General features: G+C 61.2%; 14 protein-coding genes and 1 riboswitch. Of the genes, 2 read left to right on the top strand and 12 right to left on the bottom strand.

Annotation, left to right across the window (positions count from 1 at the left end; translation table 11 throughout):
• Positions 1-111: 111 nt before the first annotated feature.
• Together alaS and ltaE are read right to left on the bottom strand one after the other, a co-directional pair.
• Positions 112-2727, bottom strand: coding sequence for an alanine--tRNA ligase (alaS, locus tag D8U70_RS10340; RefSeq protein WP_130928833.1), 2616 nt, complete (start codon positions 2725-2727; stop codon positions 112-114).
• Positions 2728-2873: 146 nt separating this feature from the next.
• Positions 2874-3878 (bottom strand): low-specificity L-threonine aldolase, encoded by a 1005-nt coding sequence (gene ltaE, locus D8U70_RS10345; protein ID WP_130928834.1) that lies wholly within the window; start codon positions 3876-3878, stop codon positions 2874-2876.
• A gap of 275 nt (positions 3879-4153) precedes the next feature.
• Positions 4154-4325, top strand: a riboswitch (FMN riboswitch).
• Positions 4326-4428: 103 nt separating this feature from the next.
• Between ltaE and D8U70_RS10350 the strand changes: the two genes are divergently transcribed.
• Entirely contained in the window at positions 4429-4938 is a 510-nt protein-coding gene (locus D8U70_RS10350; RefSeq protein ID WP_016773593.1) for a 6,7-dimethyl-8-ribityllumazine synthase, read from the top strand.
• Positions 4939-5072: 134 nt separating this feature from the next.
• Here the strand turns inward: D8U70_RS10350 and astE are convergent, their stop codons facing one another.
• The 7 genes from astE to D8U70_RS10390 form a co-directional block, all read right to left on the bottom strand.
• Positions 5073-6080, bottom strand: coding sequence for a succinylglutamate desuccinylase (gene astE / locus D8U70_RS10360; protein WP_130928836.1), 1008 nt, complete (start codon positions 6078-6080; stop codon positions 5073-5075).
• A gap of 12 nt (positions 6081-6092) precedes the next feature.
• Positions 6093-6383: a hypothetical protein gene (locus D8U70_RS10365; RefSeq protein ID WP_016773591.1), complete on the bottom strand. Its 291-nt coding sequence runs from the start codon at positions 6381-6383 to the stop codon at positions 6093-6095.
• Between the two features lie 57 nt (positions 6384-6440).
• On the bottom strand, positions 6441-7787 hold the full coding sequence (gene astB, locus D8U70_RS10370; RefSeq protein WP_071173304.1) for an N-succinylarginine dihydrolase: 1347 nt from the start codon (positions 7785-7787) through the stop codon (positions 6441-6443).
• Between the two features lie 138 nt (positions 7788-7925).
• Complete coding sequence (gene astD / locus D8U70_RS10375) at positions 7926-9395, bottom strand: succinylglutamate-semialdehyde dehydrogenase (RefSeq protein ID WP_177433960.1); 1470 nt, start codon at positions 9393-9395, stop codon at positions 7926-7928.
• Complete coding sequence (gene astA / locus D8U70_RS10380; RefSeq protein ID WP_130928838.1) at positions 9392-10417, bottom strand: arginine N-succinyltransferase; 1026 nt, start codon at positions 10415-10417, stop codon at positions 9392-9394. Before astA ends, astD begins: the two co-directional genes overlap by 4 nt.
• A 51-nt stretch (positions 10418-10468) precedes the next feature.
• Positions 10469-11488 (bottom strand): arginine/ornithine succinyltransferase subunit alpha, encoded by a 1020-nt coding sequence (gene aruF, locus D8U70_RS10385; RefSeq protein WP_024014015.1) that lies wholly within the window; start codon positions 11486-11488, stop codon positions 10469-10471.
• A 246-nt stretch (positions 11489-11734) separates the two neighbouring features.
• Positions 11735-12955 (bottom strand): aspartate aminotransferase family protein, encoded by a 1221-nt coding sequence (locus D8U70_RS10390; protein ID WP_122602132.1) that lies wholly within the window; start codon positions 12953-12955, stop codon positions 11735-11737.
• Between the two features lie 304 nt (positions 12956-13259).
• Between D8U70_RS10390 and D8U70_RS10395 the strand changes: the two genes are divergently transcribed.
• Complete coding sequence (locus D8U70_RS10395; protein WP_130928839.1) at positions 13260-21023, top strand: DUF6543 domain-containing protein; 7764 nt, start codon at positions 13260-13262, stop codon at positions 21021-21023.
• 14 nt (positions 21024-21037) lie between these two features.
• Here the strand turns inward: D8U70_RS10395 and argR are convergent, their stop codons facing one another.
• From argR to D8U70_RS10410, 3 genes are all read right to left on the bottom strand, one after another.
• Positions 21038-22018: a transcriptional regulator ArgR gene (gene argR / locus D8U70_RS10400; RefSeq protein ID WP_024014018.1), complete on the bottom strand. Its 981-nt coding sequence runs from the start codon at positions 22016-22018 to the stop codon at positions 21038-21040.
• 246 nt (positions 22019-22264) lie between these two features.
• Positions 22265-23029 (bottom strand): ATP-binding cassette domain-containing protein, encoded by a 765-nt coding sequence (locus tag D8U70_RS10405; protein ID WP_007912705.1) that lies wholly within the window; start codon positions 23027-23029, stop codon positions 22265-22267.
• A gap of 27 nt (positions 23030-23056) precedes the next feature.
• The gene (locus tag D8U70_RS10410; RefSeq protein WP_130928840.1) at positions 23057-24169 is read right to left on the bottom strand and encodes a succinylglutamate desuccinylase/aspartoacylase family protein; all 1113 of its coding nucleotides are present in this window, start codon (positions 24167-24169) and stop codon (positions 23057-23059) included.
• Position 24170 lies beyond the last annotated feature (1 nt).

The raw sequence follows: 24170 nt of genomic DNA on the forward strand, positions 1-24170 counted from the left end.
TTTCTGTACGATCAAAGCCATTTCAAAGCCGCCTCTGCCCATGAAGGGCGCCCAATAATCTTTCGAACAGTCGCCGGGCCCGCCACTAGACAGCGGGGCCGGCGAGCCGTCTTATAAAGCCTGCTCGACGAATGGAACGGTCAGCGCCAGCGCGCCATCCAGCGCAGCGGCATCGACACCGCCGCCCTGCGCCATGTCCGGACGACCACCGCCCTTCCCGCCCACTGCCGCAGCAGCCTGTTTCATCAAATCACCGGCTTTGAGTTGGCCAGTCAGGTCCTTGGTTACGCCTGCAACCAGTACGACCTTTTCCTCATGGACACCGCCGAGCAGGATCACTGCGCGGCCGAGTTTGTTTTTCAGCTGATCGACCAGCGCCAGCAGCGCTTTGCCATCCTGACCGTCCAGACGGGCGGCCAACACCTTCACATCCTTGACGTCCACCGCCGAGGCCGACAGATCGTCGCCCGCCGCGCTGGCTGCCTTGGCCTGCAACTGCTCGAGTTGTTTCTCCAGCAGACGGTTGCGCTCCAGTACCGCCGAGAGCTTGTCGATCAGGTTGTCGCGGCTGCCCTTGACCAGGCTGGCCGCTTCCTTGAGTTGTTCTTCCGCCGCGTTCAAGTAGGCCAGCGCCGCAGCACCGGTGACTGCCTCGATACGACGCACGCCCGATGCCACACCGCCTTCGCTGATGATTTTCAGCAGGCCGATGTCGCCGGTACGGTTGGCGTGGATACCGCCGCACAGTTCAACCGAGAAGTCGCCCATGCTCAGCACGCGCACGCTGTCGCCGTACTTCTCGCCGAACAGCGCCATGGCGCCTTTGTTCTTCGCGGTTTCGATGTCGGTTTCTTCGGTTTCAACGGCGGAGTTCTTGCGAATCTCGGCGTTGACGATGTCTTCCAGCTGCTTGATCTGTTCTGGCTTGATCGCTTCGAAGTGGCTGAAGTCGAAACGCAGGCGCTGACTGTCGACCAGCGAACCTTTCTGCTGCACATGCTCACCGAGCACCTGACGCAGCGCGGCGTGCAGCAAGTGAGTGGCCGAGTGGTTCAGCGCGGTGGCGTGACGCACTTCGGCGTCGACGTGGGTTTCCACCGGCGCGCCAATGGTCAGGCTGCCCGAGGCCAGCACGCCGTGGTGCAGGAATGCGCCGCCGGTCTTGGTGGTGTCGCGCACGTCGAAGCGGCTGCTGCCGGCCTGAATGAAACCGCAGTCGCCGATCTGGCCACCGGATTCGGCGTAGAACGGCGTCTGGTTGAGCACGATTACGCCTTCCTGACCTTCGCTCAGCACGTCGACCGACTGGCCATCCTTATAGATGGCAACGATTTTCGCCGAGCCGCTGGTGGCGACGTAACCGGTGAACTCGGTGGCCACGTCGACCTTGACCAGGGTGTTGTAGTCCAGACCGAACGAGCTGGCCGAACGCGCGCGAACACGCTGCGCTTCCATTTCGCGCTCGAAGCCGGCTTCGTCGACGGTCAGGCCGCGTTCGCGGGCGATGTCGGCGGTCAGGTCCATCGGGAAACCGTAGGTGTCGTAGAGTTTGAACACCACGTCGCCTGGCACCACGGTGCCTTTGAGCTCGGCCAGATCCTGCTCGAGGATTTTCAGGCCGTGCTCCAGGGTCTTGGAGAACTGCTCTTCTTCAGCCTTGAGCACGCGCTCGATGTTGCTTTGCTGCTTCTGCAGTTCCGGGAACGCTTCGCCCATTTCGGCGACCAGCGCCGCGACGATCTTGTAGAAGAAGCTGCCGCTGGCGCCGAGCTTGTTGCCGTGACGGCAGGCGCGACGGATGATCCGGCGCAGTACGTAACCGCGACCTTCGTTGGACGGCAGCACGCCATCGGCAATCAGGAAACCGCAGGAACGGATGTGGTCGGAGACGACTTTGAGCGACGACTGATCGCCGTTTTCGCAGCCGATCGCTTCAGCCGAAGCCTTGAGCAGGTTCTTGAACAGGTCGATGTCGTAGTTGGAGTTGACGTGCTGCATCACCGCACTGATCCGCTCCAGGCCCATGCCGGTGTCCACCGACGGCGCAGGCAACGGATGCAACACGCCATCGGCGGTGCGGTTGAACTGCATGAACACGTTGTTCCAGATTTCGATGTAGCGGTCGCCATCTTCTTCCGGCGAGCCCGGCGGGCCGCCCCAGATGTGCTCGCCGTGGTCGTAGAAAATCTCGGTGCACGGGCCGCACGGGCCGGTATCGCCCATGGTCCAAAAGTTGTCGGAGGCGTACGGCGCACCCTTGTTGTCGCCGATGCGGATCATGCGCTCGGCCGGCACGCCGATTTTCTGTGTCCAGATGTCATACGCTTCGTCGTCGGTGGCGTAGACAGTGACCCAGAGCTTTTCCTTCGGCAGCTTCAGCACGCCAGTCAGGAAGGTCCAGGCAAAGGTGATCGCGTCGTGCTTGAAGTAGTCGCCGAAGCTGAAGTTACCGAGCATTTCGAAGAACGTGTGGTGACGCGCGGTATAACCGACGTTTTCCAGGTCACTGTTCTTGCCGCCGGCGCGCACGCATTTCTGGCTGCTGGTGGCACGGGTGTACGCACGTTTTTCCTGGCCCAGGAAGCAGTCCTTGAACTGGTTCATCCCCGCGTTGGTGAACAGCAGGGTTGGGTCGTTGCCCGGAATCAAAGAGCTGGAGGCTACACGGGTGTGGCCTTGCTCTTCGAAGAAGCGAAGGAAGGCTTCACGGATTTCTGCGCTTTTCATTAGGTTCTTCCACGGAGGCTGCGGCCAAAGGCCTGTTCGAAACGTCATGAGACGAAGCGACGGCAAAGGGCCGCATTATATCGGCCCTGCGCGCGGGGTACAGCGTGTTTATACGATAGAAACGGTCAATTGGACGGCTGACGCTGTCACTTGCGTGAAAACTCGACGAATGTCGCGATCACTTGCTCGATTTGCGCGCGGCTGACGTCCATGTGCGTGACCATGCGCAAGCGCGCAGCGGCGCTGAGCCTGATCCCGCGTTCGCCGGCAAAGTCCTTGAGTGCTGCGGCCCTGTCGCCCATTTGCACATAAACCATGTTGGTTTGCACGGGTTCGACGACGAAACCGGCCTCACGCAGACCCTCGGCGAGCAACTGCGCGTTGGCATGGTCATCCGCCAGCCGTTCGACGTGATGATCCAGCGCGTACAGGCCAGCCGCCGCGAGCAACCCGGCCTGACGCATGCCGCCACCGACCATTTTGCGCAAACGCCGCGCTTTGCCGATCAGTTGCTCGGAACCGCACAGCACCGAGCCGACCGGCGCGCCGAGGCCTTTGGACAGGCACACCGACACCGAATCGAAGTGCTGGGTGATCTCCCGGGCATCGACGCCAAGCTTGACCGCCGCGTTGTACAAACGCGCCCCGTCCAGGTGCAATTGCAGGCCATGCTCCTGCGTAAAGCGTCGCGCGCGCGCCAGATATTCCAGCGGCAGCACTTTGCCCTGCATGGTGTTTTCCAGCGCCAGCAAACGCGTGCGTGCGAAATGGAAATCGTCCGGTTTGATCGCGGCGGCGACCTGATCCAGATCCAGCGAACCGTCGGCCTGCACCTCCAGCGGCTGCGGCTGAATCGAGCCGAGCACCGCCGCCCCGCCACCTTCGTACTTATAGGTGTGCGCCTGTTGACCGACGATGTACTCATCGCCACGCTCGCAGTGCGCCATCAGGCCGAGCAGGTTGCTCATGGTCCCGGTCGGCACGAATAGCGCGGCGGCAAAGCCCAGGCGTTTGGCCAGTTCGGCCTCGAGGTGATTGACCGTCGGATCTTCGCCATACACATCGTCACCGGTATCGGCTGCGGTCATCGCATCGAGCATGGCGGGAGTCGGTTGGGTGACGGTGTCGCTGCGAAGATCGATAACGCTCATGAACCTGGCCTCTGGTCAGATGGGGAAAGCCCTTTGTGAAGTGGGATTACTGCGGTCATGGCGCGGATTAATCAAGCCTTGAAGAAGGAAAAATTACCGTCCTCAGGAAAAAGCACAATCCATGTGGGAGCGAGCCTGCTCGCGAAAGAGCAGTAACAGGCAGCATATTCGTTGAATGTGAAGCCGCTTTCGCGAGCAAGCTCGCTCCCACAGGTTCTGTGCAGGACCGAAAAATATGTGTTACAAACTGCGCGCTGCCCGAGATTGGGCGGCACAAACGTTCTCAGGGCGGGGTGCAATTCCCCACCGGCGGTAATTGCGCGCAATGCGCATAGCCCGCGAGCGCTTGGCGTTGCACACGGCTTGAGTCGGGTGCGTCGGCAAGGTCAGCAGACCCGGTGTGATCCCGGGGCCGACGGTCATAGTCCGGATGAAGAGAGAACGGGATCGACGCCAAAGGGCCGTCCGCGTGCATCCGTGCCTGCGTTCGCACCCTTGCATCCCTTTCGATTCATAACGCCCTGTTTTTCACACAAACAGGAGTCAGAACATGCAACCCACCGCTATCGACAGCAAAAGCAAACACCCACAGGGCGAGCGCGTCGCGTTCATCCAGGCCTGCTGGCACAAGGAAATCGTCGACCAGAGCCGTAAAGGCTTCGTCGCTGAAATGCTGGTGCAGGGTTATCAGGAGTCGGACATCGATTTCTTCGAAGTCGGCGGCGCCTTTGAAATGCCGCTGCACGCCAAGCTGTTGGCCAAGTCCGGCCGTTACGCCGGCATCGTCGCCGCCGCCCTGGTGGTGGACGGCGGCATTTACCGTCACGAGTTCGTTGCGCAATCAGTGGTCAGCGGCCTGATGCAGGTGCAGCTGGAAACCGAAGTGCCGGTGTTCTCGGTGTCGCTCACCCCGCACCACTTCCACTCGGGCGAAGAGCATCAGAAGTTCTTCTTCGAACACTTTGTGCACAAGGGTCAGGAAGCAGCGCGGACTTGCGCCGATACGTTGCAGAAGATTCGCGCGTTGCGTCGCACCGAGCCGCGCGCTGTAGCGGTCTGATCCTTACATGATCGTTCCCACGCTCTGCGTGGGAATGCCTCAATGGACGCTCTGCGTCCGCTGTTGGGACGCGGAGCGTCCCGGGCTGCATTCCTTTGCTGCGCGTGGGAACGATCACACGGGATGTGGTGAACTCAGGCGAGGTTTTCGTCAGTGGCCGGGACGATCAGAATGCCGGCGCGCAAGCCATTCTTGACCTTGGGATTGGGGAAAATGATCCGCGCGCCCTGCTCTTCGATCACCCAGCGGGTATTGGCCAGGTCTTCGGCCAGCACATAACCCGGTTCCAGCTCGGAAAAGTTCTCGATGTCCGCCGGCAGGTTCAAGCGGAACGCATCGCTGTGCTTGATGATTTCCCGCGCCACGCTGAACAACTGCAAGCCGTCCAGCCCTGCTTCTGTCTCCGGCTCAGTGCCTTCGATGATCTGCTTCAGACGGGTTTCCAGCAGTGAGACGTTGACGCCATCGTTCTGCCCGAACGGCCGCGCCTTGCCCAGTTCCAGGGTGAAAGCCTCGGCGTCGAGTTTGTCGTAGGTGTACGAACTGAAGACGATGGATGGCTTGTTCTGCAACAGCACTGCTTCCATGCCGGCGGCGCGCAGGCGCGCCAGTTCGCGACGGGAATGCTGGCGCCCTTTCTTCCACGGGTACAAGGCGAACTGTTCGATCTTCGAACCGCGAATCGCGGTGTGCAGGTCGTAGTGCAGACGCTGGCGCTCGGGCTTGCTGAAGAAACTCGCCGCCAGCCGTTCCAGCTCACAGGCGCGCAACGCTTCCGAGCCGCTGCTTTGTTCGTGGCGACCGTTGAACAGTCGATTGACATCCTGCTCGACGAAACGCTCGCCCTTGCGAATCGCTTCCGGGTTGCCGAACAGGAACAGAATGCGTGCGCGCGGCTTGAGATCGCCGCGTGCGATGTCGTGCAGCAGCCGATCAAGCAACTCGATCGGTGCCGTTTCGTTGCCATGGATGCCGGCCGACAGCAGCAGGTCCAGGCCATTGTCGCGCGCTTCCGGGGGCCGGACTTCCAGCGCCCCTTCGCTCAACCAGCGCATGCGCACGCCTTCGACAGTCAGTTGAGTCTTCTCCGCCGGTTCGCGGCCGGCGAGGGTCAGTTCAAGCAGTTTGCCGAGGGCGAGCATAGAGCGGTTTCCTTAGTGGTCGTGGTTGCAATCCGGGCCGTGTACGTGATCCTCGTCAGCGCCGAGGTCAGCCGGTTCCATTTCCAGTTGCAGACTTACCAGATTAGTCGCCAATGGGCGCAGCAGCAGGTTGGCGTACTCTTCGTCACCTTCCTCGACGTCCACGCCGATCAGCAGCTGGCCACGGCCGTCCTGCTGGATCCACAGCTCTTTGCCTTGCCACATGACCGCAACGCGGGTGCACGAGGTTTGCAATTGCGTGCCGTCGGTGTCTTCAAGGATCAGCTGCAGGGAATCGCTCATGTTTTTACTCTCTTGGGGTGACACGCCGCGCGCCGCGTTCAGGCAGCGCGCCGGCGATCAATTGATCTGGAAGGGATAAACCGCGCCCAGTTTAAGGATTTGCGTCAGTTCATCCAGTGCCGTCCGGCATTCAAGCAGCAACTGCGGGTCCGCCAGATCGGTTTCGCTCAGGCGGTCGCGGTAGTGCTTTTCAACCCATGCGGTCAACGAACCGTATAACGGGGCCGTCATGATAACGCCTGGGTTGACTGCCGCCAGTTCGGTTTCATTCAGCGCCACGCGCAGACGCAGACACGCCGGGCCACCGCCGTTCTGCATGCTTTGCTTGAGATCAAAGACCTTCACTTCGCGGATCAGCCCGCCGGAACTGGTCAGGCTTTGCAGATAAGCCCAGACGCGTTCGTTGGCCTGGCATTCCTGCGGCACGATCAGCAGCATCGAGCCATCGGCACGCGAGAGCAACTGGCTGTTGAACAGGTAGGAACGCACCGCGTCATCCACGGTGACCGCCGAACGCGGCACGCAAACGGACTGGAAGTTACCGCCGACCTTGGCCAGTTTGCCTTGCAGCTCGGCAAGCATCTTGTCGGTCTCGAGGAACGCGTCCTCGTGATAGAACAGCACTTCACCGTTGCCCACGGCGATCACGTCGTTGTGGAACACGCCCTGATCGATAACGTTGGGGTTCTGCTGCGCGTAGACCACGCCTTCGTCACGCAGACCGTGCAGACGCGCGACGGCTTGCGAGGCTTCGAGGGTCTGGCGTGCAGGGTATTTCTGCGGCGCCGGGAAACGGTTGTCGAACGCACTGCGGCCGAACACGAAAAACTCGACGCCCGCTTCGCCGTACTCACGGCAGAAACGCGTGTGGTTGGCCGCGCCTTCGTCGCCGAACTGCGCCACTGCCGGCAAAGCGGCGTGATGGGCGAAGTGCTGTTGATTGGCGAACATCGCGCCGAGCACGCGGCTGGTGGTCGGGTGTTCGATGCTGCGGTGGTATTTGCAATTGAGGTTGGCGGCGGTGAAGTGCACACGGCCGTCAGCGGTGTCGGCACTCGGGCTGACCGTGGCGGCGTTGGCCACCCACATGCTCGACGCCGAGCAACTGGCGACCAGCAGCGGCATCGCTTCCTTGGCGGCGCGCTCGATCACCTGCGCGTCAGTGCCGCTGAAGCCCAGACGACGCAGCGCCGCCACATCAGGACGTTCCTGCGGGGCCAGCACGCCTTGCTGAAAGCCCATGTCCATCAGCGCTTTCATTTTTGCCAGACCTTGCAGCGCCGCTTCCTTCGGATTCGAGGATTGCTGACTGTTGCTCTGCGAGGCGACGTTGCCGTAGGACAGACCACCGTAGTTATGGGTCGGCCCCACTAGACCGTCAAAATTGACTTCATAGGATTTCATCAGCGAGGCTCCACGAGAATCTGTTGTTATAGGCTTCAGTAACTATTCTTTAAGACCGCAGTGCGGCCTTCGCGAGCAGGCTCGCTCCCACACTGGAATGCATTTCCCTGTGGGAGCGAGCCTGCTCGCGAATGGGCGCTACGCCATTTTCACGCCGGGTGTCAGCGAGGCAGGCAACACCAGGCTCGGGGTTTCCAGCGACGCCACCGGGTACGCGCAGTAGTCCGCTGCGTAATAGGCGCTGGCGCGGTGGTTGCCCGAGGCGCCGACGCCGCCGAACGGCGCGCTGCTCGCGGCGCCGGTCAGCTGTTTGTTCCAGTTGACGATGCCGGCGCGGCTTTCCAGCCAGAACTGCTGATAACGCGCTTCAGAATCGGAGAGCAAACCGGCGGCCAGTCCATAAGCGGTGTTGTTGGCTTCAGTGATCGCGGCGCCGAAATCGGCATAGCGGATCACTTGCAGCAACGGCCCGAACAGTTCTTCGTCCGGACGCTCGGCCACGGCCGTCACATCGACGATGCCCGGGGTCAGCAAGGCCGACTGCGCTTGTGGCTGAGTCATTTCCAGCAGCGCCACCGCGCCGTTGGCCAGCAGTTGTTCCTGCGCATTCATCAGCGCTTTGGCCGCGCCGAGGGAAATCACCGAGCCCATGAACGGTGCCGGTTGCTGATCGAAGGCACCGACTTCAATGGTCGAACTGACTTCAACCAGTCGCTTGAGCAGGCTGTCGCCCCACGCACCTTGCGGCACCAGCAGACGCCGGGCGCAGGTGCAGCGCTGGCCGGCGGAAATGAACGCCGACTGAATGATGGTGTACACCGCCGCGTCCAGATCAGCGACCTGATCGACCAACAGCGGGTTGTTGCCGCCCATCTCCAGCGCCAGAATCTTGTCCGGACGCCCGGCGAATTGCTGGTGCAGGTGATTGCCGGTGCGGCTCGAACCGGTGAAGAACAGACCGTCGATACCCGGGTTCGCCGCCAGCGCGATACCGGTTTCCCGCGCGCCTTGCAGCAGGTTCAACACGCCTGCCGGCAGACCGGCTTCGATCCAGCACTTGACCGTCAGCTCGGCGACTTTCGGCGTCAGTTCGCTGGGCTTGAACAGCACGCTGTTACCGGCCAGCAGCGCGGGGACGATATGACCGTTAGGCAGGTGACCGGGGAAGTTGTAAGGACCAAACACCGCAACCACGCCGTGGGGCTTGTGGCGCAATACGGCGGTGGCGTCGCCCAGCGGGCCGCTCTTCTCGCCGGTGCGCTCGCGGTAGCTCTGCACCGAAATCGCAATCTTGTTGACCATGCTGGTCACTTCAGTCGCAGCTTCCCACAGCGGTTTGCCGGTTTCTTCGCCGATGGTGCGAGCCAGTTCGTCAGCGTGGTTTTTCAACGCAGCAGCAAAAGCTTCGAGGACGCTGATGCGCTCCTCGAGGGTGCGACGTGCCCACTGAGGAAATGCCTGGCGAGCAGCCTGAACCGCCGATTCGACCTGCGCGGCAGTGGCGCCCTCGCCCGCCCACAGCACTTGTTGGGTCACCGGGTTCAGCGATTGAAAGGCCTCGCCCTGACCGGCCAGCCACTCACCTGCGATGTATAGCGAATTCATTATTTCGACTCCCGTGCAGCGGACAGCGCCACGGCGCGAACCTGATCGCCGGCGCTGAGTTGAAGACGTTTCGCGGTCTGCGGATCGACCACCAGGGTGCCCGCAGCCAGTCGCGCTGGCGCAGCCGTGATGCGGCAATCCTCGCGCTTGCGGTTGTGGATGATGAACGGCGTGGCGTCATCGCCCGGCGTGCCGACGGCCAGCACCAGCGCTTCGCTGTCACGCACCGCTCGGATCTTGCTGGTTTCGCATTCGATGGCCGGGCCGGCGTCGAAGATGTCGACGTAACCCTGATAGCTGAAACCTTCGCTCTTGAGCATGGCCAGTGCCGGCTCGGTATCCGGGTGCACCTGGCCGATGACGTTGCGCGCGTCCGGCGAAAGGAAGCAGGTGTACAGCGGGAATTTCGGCATCAGTTCGGCGATGAACGCCTTGTTGCCGACGCCGGTCAGGTAATCGGCCTGGCTGAATTCCATCTTGAAGAAATGGCGGCCGAGGCTTTCCCAGAACGGCGAGCGCCCGGCGTCATCGGACACACCGCGCATTTCGGCGATGATCTTGTTGCCGAACAGCTCCGGGAACTCAGCGATGAACAGCATGCGCGCCTTGGACAGCATCCGGCCGTTGAGGCCGTTGCGGTAATCGGCGTGCAGGAACAGCGAGCACAGCTCGGAATTACCGGTCAGGTCGTTGGCCAGAAACAGCGTCGGGATTTCGCGGTAGATGTTCAGCTCTTGCGAAGCGCTGACCGTCAGACCGACGCGGAAGTTGTACCAGGGCTCACGCAGGCCGACCGCACCGGCGATGGCGGAAATCCCCACCACGCGGCCGTCATCGTCTTCGAGCACGAACAGATAGTCGGCATCGCCACGCCCGGCTTCGCCGCGAAAGGTCTTCTCGGCCCAGCCGACCCGGTGGGTCAGGCGCTCTTCGTTGGCCGGCAAGGTAGTCAGGCCGGTGCCGGTGCTGCGGGCCAGGTCGATCAGCGCGTATAAATCGCTGCTGCGTACGGGACGAACAATCATGCTATCTCCTCAAACGGGCCGCTCGCGCCACCCGTGAAACTCGCTAAGGCGTTAAACCGCCACCAGGCGCACGCTGGCACCTTCACCGACGCCCAGGGCTTCGGCTGCTTCCATATCCAGCGTCACCGGTTTGCCCGGCGCGTAATCCAGCTCCAGCAACACCGCGCGGTAATCCTGCAACTGCGCGTTGGCTACCAGGTACTGGCGTCCAGCGCCTTTGACCGGTTCGCCGATTTTCACCGGCACCACGCGGCTCTGGGCGATCGAACGGATCCCGGAAACCCGCGCATGCAGTGTCGGGCCGCCGTCGAAGATGTCGATGTAGTGATCAGTCTCGAAACCTTCGCGCATCAGGATGTCGAAAGTGATCTGCGCACGCGGGTGCACCTGGCCCATCGCCTCTTGGGCGGAATCCGGCAGCAGCGGCACGTAGATCGGGTAATGCGGCATCAGCTCGGCGAGGAAGGTGCGGCTTTTCAGCCCGCACAGGCGCTCGGCCTCGGCGTAGTTGAGGTCAAAGAAGTTACGCCCGATCGCATCCCAGAACGGCGAGTCGCCATTCTCGTCGCTGTAACCGACGATCTCGGTCACCACCGAATCGGCAAAACGCTCCGGGTGGCTGGCGACGAACAGCAGACGGCCACGGGAATTGAGCTCGGCCCACGGCGATCCGACCAGCTCGCGCTGCACGTAGAAACTGGTCAGCAAGCTGTTGCCGGTCAGGTCGTGGCACTGCGAAAGCACGTGGATCTTGTTGTGGATCTTCAGCTCGCGGGAGGCGTGGACGAAAGTCTCGTTGCGGAAGCTGTAGAACGGCTCCGAATAACCGGCCGAAGCGACGATGGCCGAGCAGCCGACCAGTTTGCCGGTGCTTGAGTCTTCGAGGACAAAGAAGTAACTCTCTTCACCGTTGAAGCTCACTTCGGCGGCAAACGAAGCTTCGCTCGCGGCGATCTTGTCGCTCAGACGTTCCACGTCATCCGGCAAGGAAGTGACACCAATCGGGCTGTCCGCAGCCAGACGCTGTACCTCGCCCAGGTCAGCCATTTGCGCGGGGCGCATCACCAGCATGGTGTCACTCCTTTCTCTTCAATATTCACAGAAAAAACCGGGCCCACATAAAGATCGATGCAGGAATGGGACTTGTGGCGAGGGGATTTATCCCCGCTGGGGGGCGAAGCACCCCCAAAAATCTGGGGCCGCTGCGCAGCCCATCGGGGATAAATCCCCTCACCACAGGTTCAATCCAACAGGTGAATGTGCCCGGTATCAAAAATTGGTTCGGCGCCGGAAAAACTCCAGGCGCCGAAAAGTCCATCAGGCTTGCGTCAACTTCGCTGCGGCACGTTCGAAGCGGTCGAGACCGGCGTCGATATCGGCGTCTTCCACCACCAGGCTCGGGGCGAAACGGATCACGTCCGGACCTGCCTGGAGAATCATCAGGCCTTCCTGTTCGGCGGCGTTGAAGATGTCCTTGGCCTTGCCTTTCCAGGCGTCGCTCAGCACGCAACCGATCAGCAAACCGAGACCACGCACCTGAGTGAACAGGCCGTATTTCTCGCCGATCTGTTGCAGGCGAGTCTTGAACTTGTCGTGCTTGGCGTTCACGCCGTTCAACACTTCAGGAGTGTTGACAACGTCGATCACCGCTTCGGCGACGGCGCAGGCCAGCGGGTTGCCGCCGTAGGTGGTGCCGTGGGTGCCGACGACCAGATGTTTGGCCAGCGCTTCGGTGGTCATCATTGCCGCGATCGGGAAACCGCCGCCCAGGCTTTTGGCGCTGGTGAGGATGTCGGGGGTCACGCCGTAATGCTGGTAGGCGAACAGCTTGCCGCTGCGGCCCATGCCGGTCTGCACTTCGTCGAACACCAGCAGGGCGTTGTTCGCGTCGCACAGTTCGCGGGCACCTTGCAGGTAAGCCAGCTCGGCCGGCAGTACGCCGCCCTCGCCCTGGATCGGCTCGAGCACGACCGCGCAGGTCTTCTCGGACACCGCGGCTTTCAGTGCGGCCAGATCGTTGTAGGGAACGTGGGTGATGCCAGTGATTTTCGGGCCGAAACCGTCGGAGTACTTCGACTGGCCACCGACGTTGACGGTGAACAGGGTACGGCCGTGGAAGCTGTTCAGCGCGGCGATGATTTCGTATTTCTCGGTGCCGAAACGGTCGAATGCGACGCGACGGGCCAGCTTGAATGCGGCCTCGTTGGCTTCGGCGCCGGAGTTGCAGAAGAACACGCGCTCGGCAAACGTGGCGTCGATCAGCTTGTGCGCCAGACGCAGGGCCGGTTCGTTGGTGAACACGTTGGACACGTGCCACAGCTTGTTCGCCTGTTCGGTCAACGCACCGACCAGCGCCGGATGCGCGTGACCCAGGACGTTGACGGCAATCCCGCCGGCGAAGTCGATCAGCTCGCGGCCGGCCTGATCCCAGACCCGGGAACCGGCGCCACGCACCGGAATGAAAGCGGCAGGCGCGTAGTTGGGAACCATTACCTGGTCGAAATCGGCGCGTTGTACCGCAGCGTGCTCAACGGACATCGGAGTCTCCTGAAGAGGAACACCCGCCTGGAACTGGCGAGCGATGAGGGGATTGTAAGGACAGTTGGGTGCCCGGCCTTGTCGCCAAGCGACAACTTCTTATAGCGCAAACCCCGGATTTTCCCGGGTTTACGGCAATGCGACATATAGCGTCGCAAAGGCGCAGTTTACCGGGCGCGGCCGATTTGCGGCAGGCCGCGCAGGATACCAAGTCAGCCCCCACGGCAGAGACATAAATATCTACCGCACGGTGGTCGCTTGCTGCTGATTTGCTGAGGGTTCTTCCCAACGCCAAGGAATGGCCATGCATTTGTCTGAAGCACCCCCATCAGCAAGCCCGGATGCCGCACATGACGCGCAACATGCGGACGAACATTACCAACCACTGAAAAACGCGATTCCCGCCTGGCTGGGCGACACCTCAGCCACTCGGCGAGAAGCACTGAAAAGCAGCCTCCCGCAACAGCCGGCCGCGCTCAAGAACGCGCCAGCCGAACAGCACGCGCTGATGAAAAGCCTTGGGGCGGCGCATATCAGCGCCCAGAGCCGGGTCGATAAAAGCCTGGAGCACTTGCAGGACGCTGCGGCCTTCGCCGAGCCCCTGCTCAAGGCCGAGCTGAAAAGCTGCTTCGATCTGGAACTGGATGTCAGAAACACCTACGTGCGCCTGTACATTCCCGCCACCACCCCGTGGTTTCCGATCCGCACCGGCGCCCGAGCCTGGTCCGCGTCACTGCTTGAGGCTGCGCTGCATAACTTCGAAGACAGGGAAACCGAAGACAACGCCTTCGAAGCCGAGTCGACATTCACCAGCGCCCCCTCGGCCACAGGACAGTTTGAAACCCTGCCCGAGATCAAGGCGAAACTGAGCATTTCCGCTTTCACAAAACTGTGCCGTCGACTGGATATCGGCGCGAAATACAAAGCCAGTCTGGAAGACAATCTGGGCTATTCCGATCCGATGGTCGCGTCGGTCTTGCGCGGCAAAATCGACGCCAGCCAGAAGGCCGCGATGAAGTCTGCCCTGCAATGGGCGCGGATGAACCGCGATGTCTCGGAAAACGCGTTACGCACGATCGAGGCCATGCTCGACGGCGTGAAAGGCCTGCATGTGCATGGCGCGCCGCTGCTGTGTCATGACATGACGATGCTTTGCGCACCGCTGACCGGCATCGTGGTATTCGCCCCGGACCTGTACATGACGCGCAATGCCGCGCGCGTCGTCGCCTACGTCCCGGATGACCCCGAACATCCGTTCAAGGAGTACGCCTCGCCGTTGGAAATGGTTGTGGAACTGACGCGCCAGTTGCGCTCCAGGGACTATCAGCAATTCTTCAGCCGCTTCGTCAACCACGACCAGCGCGGTTTCTTCTTCAGCACCCTCAACAGCCGGCTGAGTGAAATCCGCTGGCATCCGCACGAACCCGGCGACCCGCTGCCGGCGTGGCGCGAAGCCCCGGTGGAGCGGCCCGATCTGCAGACTGCGCTGACGCCGTTTTACGACGATGTCTGGCAACACCTGTACCAGGCAAAGCTGAACAAGATTTTCAATGACGCCCGAACCATTGCCGTACCGACTGCCCTGGTTGATCAAAGGGCGCGCTGGGCATTCTGGGATTCGCTGGTCAACATCCTCTCTTCCATCGCCCAGACCGCCGCGATGATCGTCGCGCCCTTCGTGCCGGTGCTCGGTGAAGCGATGATGGCGTACATGGCCTATCAGATGCTCGATGAAGTATTCGAAGGCATTGTCGAGTGGGCGCAGGGGCGCACGACCGAAGCGGTCGAACACCTGATGGGGACCGTGGAATCGATGATCCAGTTGGGCATGTTCGCCGTCGGCGGTGCGATTGGCGCGGCCGAGTTTCGCAAGGTATTGCCCAAGGAAATCGTAGCGTTCATCGACCGCTTCAAACCGGTACAACTGGCCAATGGTGACACCCGCTATTGGCAACCGGATCTCGAACGCTACAAACATCCGCAGCGCCCGACTGCCGATTCGCAACCCGATGCGCTGGGTCTGCATACCCATGAAGACAAGCGCCTGCTGCCCCTGGAGGACGCGCACTTTGCAGTCACGGAAAGTCAGGTGCCAGGGCAGTACCGCATCGAACATCCGAGTCGCCCCGACGCATACCAGCCGGTGCTGCGCCACAACGGCGAAGGTGCCTGGCACACTGAACTCGAGCAACCGCTGGAGTGGGATGGCGCAACCGCGCTGCGCCGTATCGGCCCTGCGGTCGAGAGCTTGTCCGCGAGCGAGCGCGAAACCGTCCTGCAGATCAGCGGAACCAGCGAAGACGCGCTGCGCAAAATGCATGTCGAGCAGGAAAAGGTCCCGCCGCTGCTGGCCGACAGTATCCAGCGCTTCAAGCTTGATCAGCAGTTGCAACGCTTCATCGACCAGCTCGACAGCGATGACGCCGAAGTTTTTTTGCGCGCCGACCCGGCCATGCAACTGCAGGTGCTCAGCGAATACGGTCGCTGGCCAGGCGACAAATGCCTGCGTCTGCTTGATCGCCAAGGCCAGCAACTGTGGCAATCGTCTGCCGACACAACCCTGCCCGTGACCGAACTGCGCCAGGGCGAACTGATCGGTGGCGACGTGCTCAAAACCCTGCTCCAAACCCTCGACGAGACGCAGATCAAAGCCTTGCTGGACGAGCCCTTCGCAGGACCGACGCCGTCCATCGAGGTCCGCAGCCAGAACCTGCGCAAGCAAGTGGCTGACCTCGCCAGACGCAACACAAGCGCGCTGTTCGAGTCGCGCTATCAAACCCTTCAGCACCTCGACGACCCGCTGGCGGCACGACTCAAGACTCACCCTCCACAATTGCCGGCCAGCATTACCCGCGAACTGCTCGATACCGCGACCGGCAGCGAACTGCTGCAGATCAGCGAAGGACAATTGCCCGCGCGCCAACAGGCGCTCATGCAGATGGCCAGTGACGAGGTGCGCGTCACCCGCGCGTATGAAGGCCTTGAGCTGGCCTCGGTGAGCAACCCCGACTCTGACTCTCTGGCGCTGCACAGCCTCAAACTGCTGCCGGGCTGGAGTGGCGATGTGCGCATCGAGATCCGTGACGGGCGCTACGAGGGCGCATTACTGGACACCATCGGCCGTGACGATGCGCCTGCACACAAGGTGCTGGTTCGCCGCGACGATGGCCAATATCAACCTTATGACGATCGTGGGCAGCAGCTGCACTCACTCACTGATTTCTATTCCAGCCTGTTGTACGCATTGCCCGACAGCGAGCGCCAGAGCCTGGACCTGCGCATTGGTCAGAATCAGGCGCTGAAGGCGGCCATTCGCGAACGTACGCTCGCGCGCCACGAGTGGCGTGAAATGATTGTCGATACGCCGTCACGAGCGCCGACTGTCGACACCCTGCGCCTGCTCGGTACCGACGGTTACGCCCATGCTCCGCGTCCGCCGCGTCCCGCTTACCAGCCGCACACCCTCGAAGAAGACATCCGCGTGCTCTATCCACGCATGTCCAATCATGAGATGCGCTTTCTCGCCGAAAGCATGCGCAGGAGTCCAGCAGGCCCGCGCGCAGAGATGCTTCGCTTGCAAAATGACTACTTGCAATTGCAGAACGAGCTGCATGTCTGGGCCAACAATCCGCCCGCCTTGCATCCCGAAACCGGCACGGCGCTGACGCCGCTGGAGAAGCGCGCCGAACTCCAGAATCGCAGGCTGCTCAGGGAGCAATTGCTCAAAGCCTGGAGGCGGGAGCACGTCACGGGTATCAGTCAACAGGGCTTCGCCTCCGGATACGCCTTGCGCCTTACACCGGCGGTGATGGGCGACTTGCCGGTGTTGTCAGCGGACTTCAGCCATATCACCTCGCTCGCCATTGATGGCAGCCCGATGACCACATCTGTCGACAGCTTTCTGCAGTCCTTCAGTCAATTGCAGAATATTGATGCGCGCAACCTCAATCTGCCCAGCCTGCCGCAAGCACTGACTTCAATGCCCTCGCTGCGCGAACTGCGTTTACGCGATTGCCGAGTGAGCCTGACAACGGTCACAGAGTCGGTGCTGGCTTCCTTGCCACAACTTACCCTGCTCGATCTGCAAGGCAACGCGCTGGGCTTGCCGCCGGACCTGCACGCGATGCCTTCGTTGCGCTACGTCAATCTGTCGGACACCGGCATTCATACGGTGCCCGACGATCTGCTGGATCATCCGCGATTGATCTCGGCGCAATTCGATCGCAACCGCATCACGCGGATACCGGAAAAGTTCTTCAACCTGGCCAGCTCCCTCAGCGACGGTTACACCTTTGCAGACAACCCGTTGACCGCGGCCTCTCGGGAACGGGTCAAAGTGTTTTACGAGCACACCGGCAAGCACTTCGGGGTCCGGCCTGTGCAGGAGGATCTGCAGCGCACCATCGCCTTGTTCCCTTCCCTTGACACCGAAGGCGCGACACGGGTTTTGTACCGATTGCCCGGGCCATTGGCCGAGTGCGGTGCACAGTTGTCACGCTGGGAAAATGAGCTCGGCGTTCTGAATCTCGAACTCAGCCAATGGATCAACCAGGCCGCCGTGACTGCCTCCGAATCGGGAGAACGTCTGCCGCTCGAGACGCAGACCCGCGAACTGGATGCCAGGCGAGACTTTGCGCAACAGATCGAACAATTCTGGCGCAGCCCGCCCACGTACCCGCGCCTTGAAGAACTCAGGGCAACGGCGGCCTTCAGTGGCGATATGCCGATACTCAGCACCGGTCTGGAGCGCGTTACCCGGTTGAACCTCGTTGGCAACGCCAATGTCACCGCCGCCCTGCGCTTCGTGGAGTGCTTGCCCAACCTTGCCAAGCTGAAAATGAGCGGCTTCGAACTGGAACCGCTGGCGCTTGGCGAAGCAAAACTGCCTCGGCTGACCGATCTGGAGCTGAAGAATTGTGGCGTGGTCATGACCCCGGAAAACCAGGCTGCGCTGCTGTCACTCACCGCCCTGGACACGCTGGACCTGAGCAACAATCCGCTGGGAACGTTCCCCGACCTGAACCTGTTGCCGGAGTTGTTCCATCTCGACCTGTCCAACTGCGGGTTGACCGACGTTCCCGAAGGACTGAGCAGCCATCCGGGGTTACGAATCGCAGCCCTCTCGGGCAACCGCATCACGCAATTGCCGGAGGCGCTGTTCGACCTCCCCGCCGAGCGCAGTGACGGCATTGACCTTGCCGACAATCCGCTATCGGCAGCAACGCGCGATCAGATCAAAAACTACTTCCGCATCCATCGAAACGACTTTGACGTCCTGGCGCCCGAGCAGGATGTCAGCCTCGCCCGGCAGCTGTTTCCCGGTTTGAACAAGCAGGAGGCCAGCGAGATGATCTACGACTTGCCCGGCAATCTGGGCGACAGCCGCAAACAGCTCCTTGGCTGGAAAGCGGAGCAGCAACAGATGCGCGATGACCTGACCCGCTGGGCCTCGGCAATTCCGTCCGCGCACCCGGTCACAGGCCAGGCCTTGAGCGTAAGCGAGCATCTGGCGCAACGATCCGCACGCTCGGACTTCAAGCAATTGCTGGAGGATTTCTGGAGCGAAAGATCGATGGGAAGCGGCAAGCGCAGCGCATTGTTTGCGGCAGACCTGAAGTTCCTCGGCGAAATGCCGCGCCTGAGTGTCAACTTCGATCACGTGACCAGCCTCAAGCTCACCGGCAACGTGACAACCGCCGGACTGGAGCCGTTCGCTGCCTTGTTCCCGAATCTTCAGACGCTGAAATTGAAAGCCTTCACCCTCTATGACATACCCTCATTCGTCGGCCGCCTGCAGTATCTCAAAGAGCTCAAACTGAATGACTGCGCGCTGACACTGACACCTGCCGGACAGCAAGTACTCGGCACTCTGTCCGAGTTGCGGCTGCTCGATCTGAGCCACAACCCACTGTCAAACGCGCCCGATCTGACAACCCTGCCCAAGGTAACCAACTTTTTACTTGGCCATACCGACCTGACGAGCGTGCCGAAGGGCATCGCCGAGCATCCGCTGCTGCGAGAGCTCTCGCTTGCCAATAACCAGATTACCGAGCTGCCGGACGCTATCTTCAGCCTGAAGCCCGATAAGGCCGACGGCATCTATCTGAACGACAACCCTCTGTCGATAAATGCCCGCGAGCGCGTCAAGTTCTACTACGCGGCACACGGGCGCAACTTCCGCATCAAGCCGCCATCGGCTGACATTGCCATGGCGCAGAGACTGTTCCCACGCCTTGGGGAAAACGCTGCGATCAACATGATTTATCGCCTGCCCGGGACATTACAGACCGGCACGGCGCAACTGATCAGGTGGGAGGGCGAAATCGCCCGCATGATTGGTGATCTCAACGCATGGAGTGAGCGTCTGCCAGTCAACAATCCATCGACAGAACGGCCATGGACTGCGCAGGAAAAAGCCGCAGAACTCGCCGAGAGACAAAAATTCAGCGAAAGCCTCGAACAACTGTGGCGCGGCAGGCGCACCGACAATTCAGCACTACGGTTCAACACCTTCAATGCCAATGCGGCATTTACCGGTGAGTTACCGCAATTGGCCACCGACTTCAGTCACATCACCCATCTCAATCTGCAGGGCAATCCGGCACTGAAGGTTTCCGACGGTTTTCTCACAAGCTTCAGCGGATTGCAGGGCCTGGAACTGCAGGATTTTTCCCTGGGCCGGATGCCGCAAGCGCTGCAAAGCCTGCCGTCGCTGGAAACGCTGATGCTGAGCAAGTGCCAGATCACACTGGATCCTGAAGGACAAGCGGTCTTGTCCACGCTGACCCGCTTGAAATCTCTGGACTTGTATAGCAATCCGCTGCAGGTCACGCCCGATGTGTCGGCACTGCAGAACCTGACGTTCATCGATCTGACCAGCACCGGAATCGATAGCGTTCCTGCCGGCCTGGAACAGCTGCCGCAGCTGGAAGTTGCGTTGCTGAGCGACAACAACATCATCGAAGTGCCGACGGAGCTGACGCGTTATTCCGGTCGCGGCATTGAACTGGGCGCCAACCCGTTGTCGGTTGCTTCCAGAGAACGTGTCAAAGCCGCTTTCCAGGCCAAAGCCGACAATTTCGGTGTCTGGGTCCAACAGGACGACATCGATCTGGCGCAAAGCCTTTACCCATCGCTGTCCGGCTTCGATGCCAACGATCTGGTCTACAAGCTGGCGGGTACGCTGGCCGATGGACGCCTTGAGCTGATGCGCCGCAAAACCGGCCTCACGAGCCTGCTCGAACGCCTGGATAGCTGGGCAAACGAGATCCCCAACGATCCTGGCACGCAGATGCCGCTGGCGAACGACGTGGCAGCCAGGGAGAAACTCAATCGCCAACATTTCAGGCGAGATCTGGAAACCGACCTGCGCCGGGCGCCCACGTACATCATGGACCCAAGAGTTACCTGCGACATTTCGTTCACCGGCGAGCTGCCGGCGCTGGCCGCAAGCTTCGACCATATCGAAGAGTTGCGACTGACAAGCGGAGCGTCCGCCCCGCCCAGGGTCGATCAATTGTTGGCGCTTTTTCCCAAACTCAAAAGCATCACCATCCGCAAATATCCGTTGCGCGAGGTTCCCCCCAGAATCTTCGGAATGGACAGATTGCACAGCCTGTATCTGCCTGGCTGTGAAATCACGCTGACTGCGCAGACCGCAGAAGCCTTCAGAACGCTGAGAAACCTGAGATCCGTGGACCTGAGCGACAATCCGCTCAACATTACTCCGGATCTGAGTCATTTCCCGCAGATGACCGATGTGCGTCTGGGCAATTGCGCCTTGAGCAAGGTGCCCGACGGTCTGTTCGAACTGCCTCGATTGAGGTACGCGGACTTGTCCGGGAACGCGATCACCGAGTTGCCGGGCGAGTTTTCTTTACAGCCCGGCGACGTGCTGACCGAATACGACTTCAGCGACAACCCGCTGACTGCCGAAAGTTTGCAGCGCCTGCAGCGGTATGAGGCGGCGTATCAATTGCGCCTGCTGGAGCAGCAGTCGAGCAACGACACCGCGTATCAGACGATTGAGGATTTCCATGACTTCTCCGGCGGCATCGAAACCGATTGAGGGTCGATCCGCGCTCAGCCACGCTCCGGCGGCACTGACGACAATTCGAAAGGGCTGCTGCTGCGTCGCTGGTTGCGATCTTCGCGCGGCGTGGCACCGAAGAAATTGCGATAGGCGCTGGAGAAATGCGGCCCCGAGGAGAAGCCACACGAGAGGCCGATCTGGATGATCGACTTGCTGGTCTGCATCAACATCTGCCGGGCCTTGTTCAGGCGCAATTCCAGGTAGTACTGGCTGGGCACGCGGTTGAGGTATTGCTTGAAGATCCGCTCCAGTTGCCGACGGGACACGCACACATGCTGGGCGATTTCGTCGGTGGTCAGCGGCTCTTCGATGTTGGCTTCCATCAGCAACACCGCCTGGGTGAGCTTCGGATGGCTGGAGCCGAGGCGATTCTGCAACGGAATGCGCTGACGCTCACCGCCCTCGCGGATGCGCTCGACCACCAGTTCTTCCGACACCGCACCGGCCAGTTCCGCACCGTGATCGCGGGCCAGCACCGCCAGCAACAGGTCGAGCACCGACATGCCACCGCAAGCAGTCAGGCGATCGCGGTCCCAGTCGAACAGATGGCTGGTGGCGATGACTTTCGGGAAGCGCTCAGCGAAATCGTCCTGCCAGCGCCAGTGCACGGCGGCGCGATAACCGTCGAGCAAACCGAGCTGCGCCAGCGGATAGACACCGGCCGACAGACCACCGATCACGCAACCGGCACGCACCAGTTGCTTGAGCGCACTGCTCAGCGCCGGCGCGAGCGTGGTCGGTGGCTCGTCGGCGAGCAGGAACAGTTTCTGGAAATTCTCGAGCTTGCCGGCCCAGGGTTCGCCGGGCAATTGCCAGGCCCCTTCGCTCTGCGGCTCGGCCTGCAAGAACGACAGTTCGTAAACCACGTCCGGGTGCACCCGCTGCGCAACACGCAAGGCCTCCTCCGCCAGCGCCAGCGTCAACGCTTTAGTGCTGGGCCAAATCAGGAAACCAATTCGATGGGCAGTCATGGGCGGGCAATCCGAAACGAACAACGGTGATGAAGGCATGGGCCAATGCTAGCCCAGAGATGAATACAAATCCTGAGTCCGACACAGATCCATGTAGGAGCTGCCGAAGGCTGCGATCTTTTGATTTTTGAAAAACAAGATCAAAAGATCGCAGCCTCGTTGCACTCGGCAGCTCCTACAGGGGATCTGGGTCAGGCTTCAGGTCGCGAAGCATGACCTAATCTGGTGCACAACGGCAGCCCTGATTTATTTCAGGCTGCCCGACAGGAACTGCTGCAAGCGCTCCGACTGCGGGTTGACCAGCACTTCGCGCGGGTTGCCGCTTTCTTCGACGACGCCTTTGTGCAGGAACACCAACTGGTTCGACACTTCACGGGCGAAGCCCATTTCGTGGGTCACCACGACCATGGTGCGGCCTTCCTGCGCCAGCGCCTGCATGACTTTCAACACGTCGCCGACCAGTTCCGGGTCGAGGGCCGAGGTCGGTTCGTCGAACAGCATCACTTCCGGTTCCATCGCCAGCGCCCGGGCAATCGCCACACGCTGCTGTTCGCCACCGGACATGTGCCCCGGGAACGCGTCTTTACGATGGGCCACGCCAACCTTGTTCAGGTAGTACTCGGCTTTTTCCCGGGCTTCGTACTTGGGTACGCCGAGCACGTGCACCGGCGCTTCCATGATGTTTTCAATCGCGGTCATGTGCGACCACAGGTTGAAATGCTGGAACACCATCGACAGGCGCGAACGCATGCGTTGCAGCTGCTTCGGATCAGCGGCTTTCAGCGCGCCGTCCTTGTTCGCCACCAGTTTCAGCTCTTCGTTGTTGAGCAGAATCTTGCCGGCGTGCGGCTGCTCGAGCAGGTTGATGCAACGCAGGAAAGTACTTTTGCCGGAGCCACTGGAGCCGATGATGCTGATCACATCGCCGGCGGCGGCTTTCAGGGACACGCCCTTGAGCACTTCGTGACTGCCATAGCGTTTATGCAGGTCTTGGACTTCAAGTTTGTACATGCGGTCGGTTCTCACAAAAACAGTCAGTCAGTCGTTGAGCAAGCGCCCGTGACGCAGCGCTTCGCGCCCCGCCACCTTGGCCAGCCAGAAACCGGGTTGGGCATAGCGCAGCCGTTCAATGGCAAACAGCACCCCGGACGTACCAGCACATACCGTGCTGACCCGATCGGACACAGGGTCGATCACTTGAAAAATCTCATCGCCCGCCTCGACCCGTTCGCCGGGCCTGCGGGAAAAACTCACCACACCGGGGTGTGGCGCAAACAGCAATTCGGTGCCTTCGAACGGCATGCCTTCGCACGGTTCGAAGGCCGGGTCTGGCCACTCGCCGGTGATCAGGCCTTGCTCGGCAAGGAACGCCAGAATGCCTTCAGCATAAGCCTCGGCTTCGACACGGCCAGTGTCGGCCTGCCCGCCCAGCTCGATGGTCGTCGCCAGACACGCCAGCGGAATCTGTGCATCGGGAAACTGCCGCGACAGGCGCAGCCACGGCAACGAGCAGGCTTCATCGAACGAGCTGCCGCCGGAATCTTCCGCGAGCAAACCAACCTTGACGTTCAGGTGCGCCGACAGCGAACGCCACTGCGGCCAGTGCTGCGGCAGCGCGTACATGTGCAGCGCGGCTTCGGCATCGCAGTGCAGATCGAGAACCACATCGGCGGTGCAGGCGTGGCTGAGCAGCACACGCTGCATGCCCTGCAACTGGCTGCTCGCTTCAGGCAAGCCGGCCAAGTGGTCGGCCATTGCCTGGCGGATCAGGCGCACGTTGGCATGGGGATCATCACCGAGCTTGTCGCCCAGTGCCGCCGCGACCGGCGCGCTGAGCTCGACGAAATCACGGTTGAAATTCTTGCCGCTGCCCGCCTCGAAACGGCCCTGGAAATTGCCTTGCAGCAATTGCCCTAGACCGATCGGATTGGCCACCGGCACCAGCTCGATCACGCCGTTGAGCAAGCCTTGGGCTTCGAGCTCGCCGAGGCGCTTTTTCAGCTCCCAGGCGGTGCGCATGCCCGGCAGTTCATCGGCGTGCAGGCTGGCCTGGATGTAGGCCTTGCGCTCGCCGCTACCAAAACGGAAAACCGAAACCTTGCGCTCGCTGCCCAGGTGGCTCCACGGCAATACGTGATCAATGCGTTGCATA

This window comes from Pseudomonas sp. Sample_20 (assembly GCF_004307585.1).
In the GTDB taxonomy this organism is placed as follows: Bacteria; Pseudomonadota; Gammaproteobacteria; order Pseudomonadales; family Pseudomonadaceae; genus Aquipseudomonas; species Aquipseudomonas atacamensis.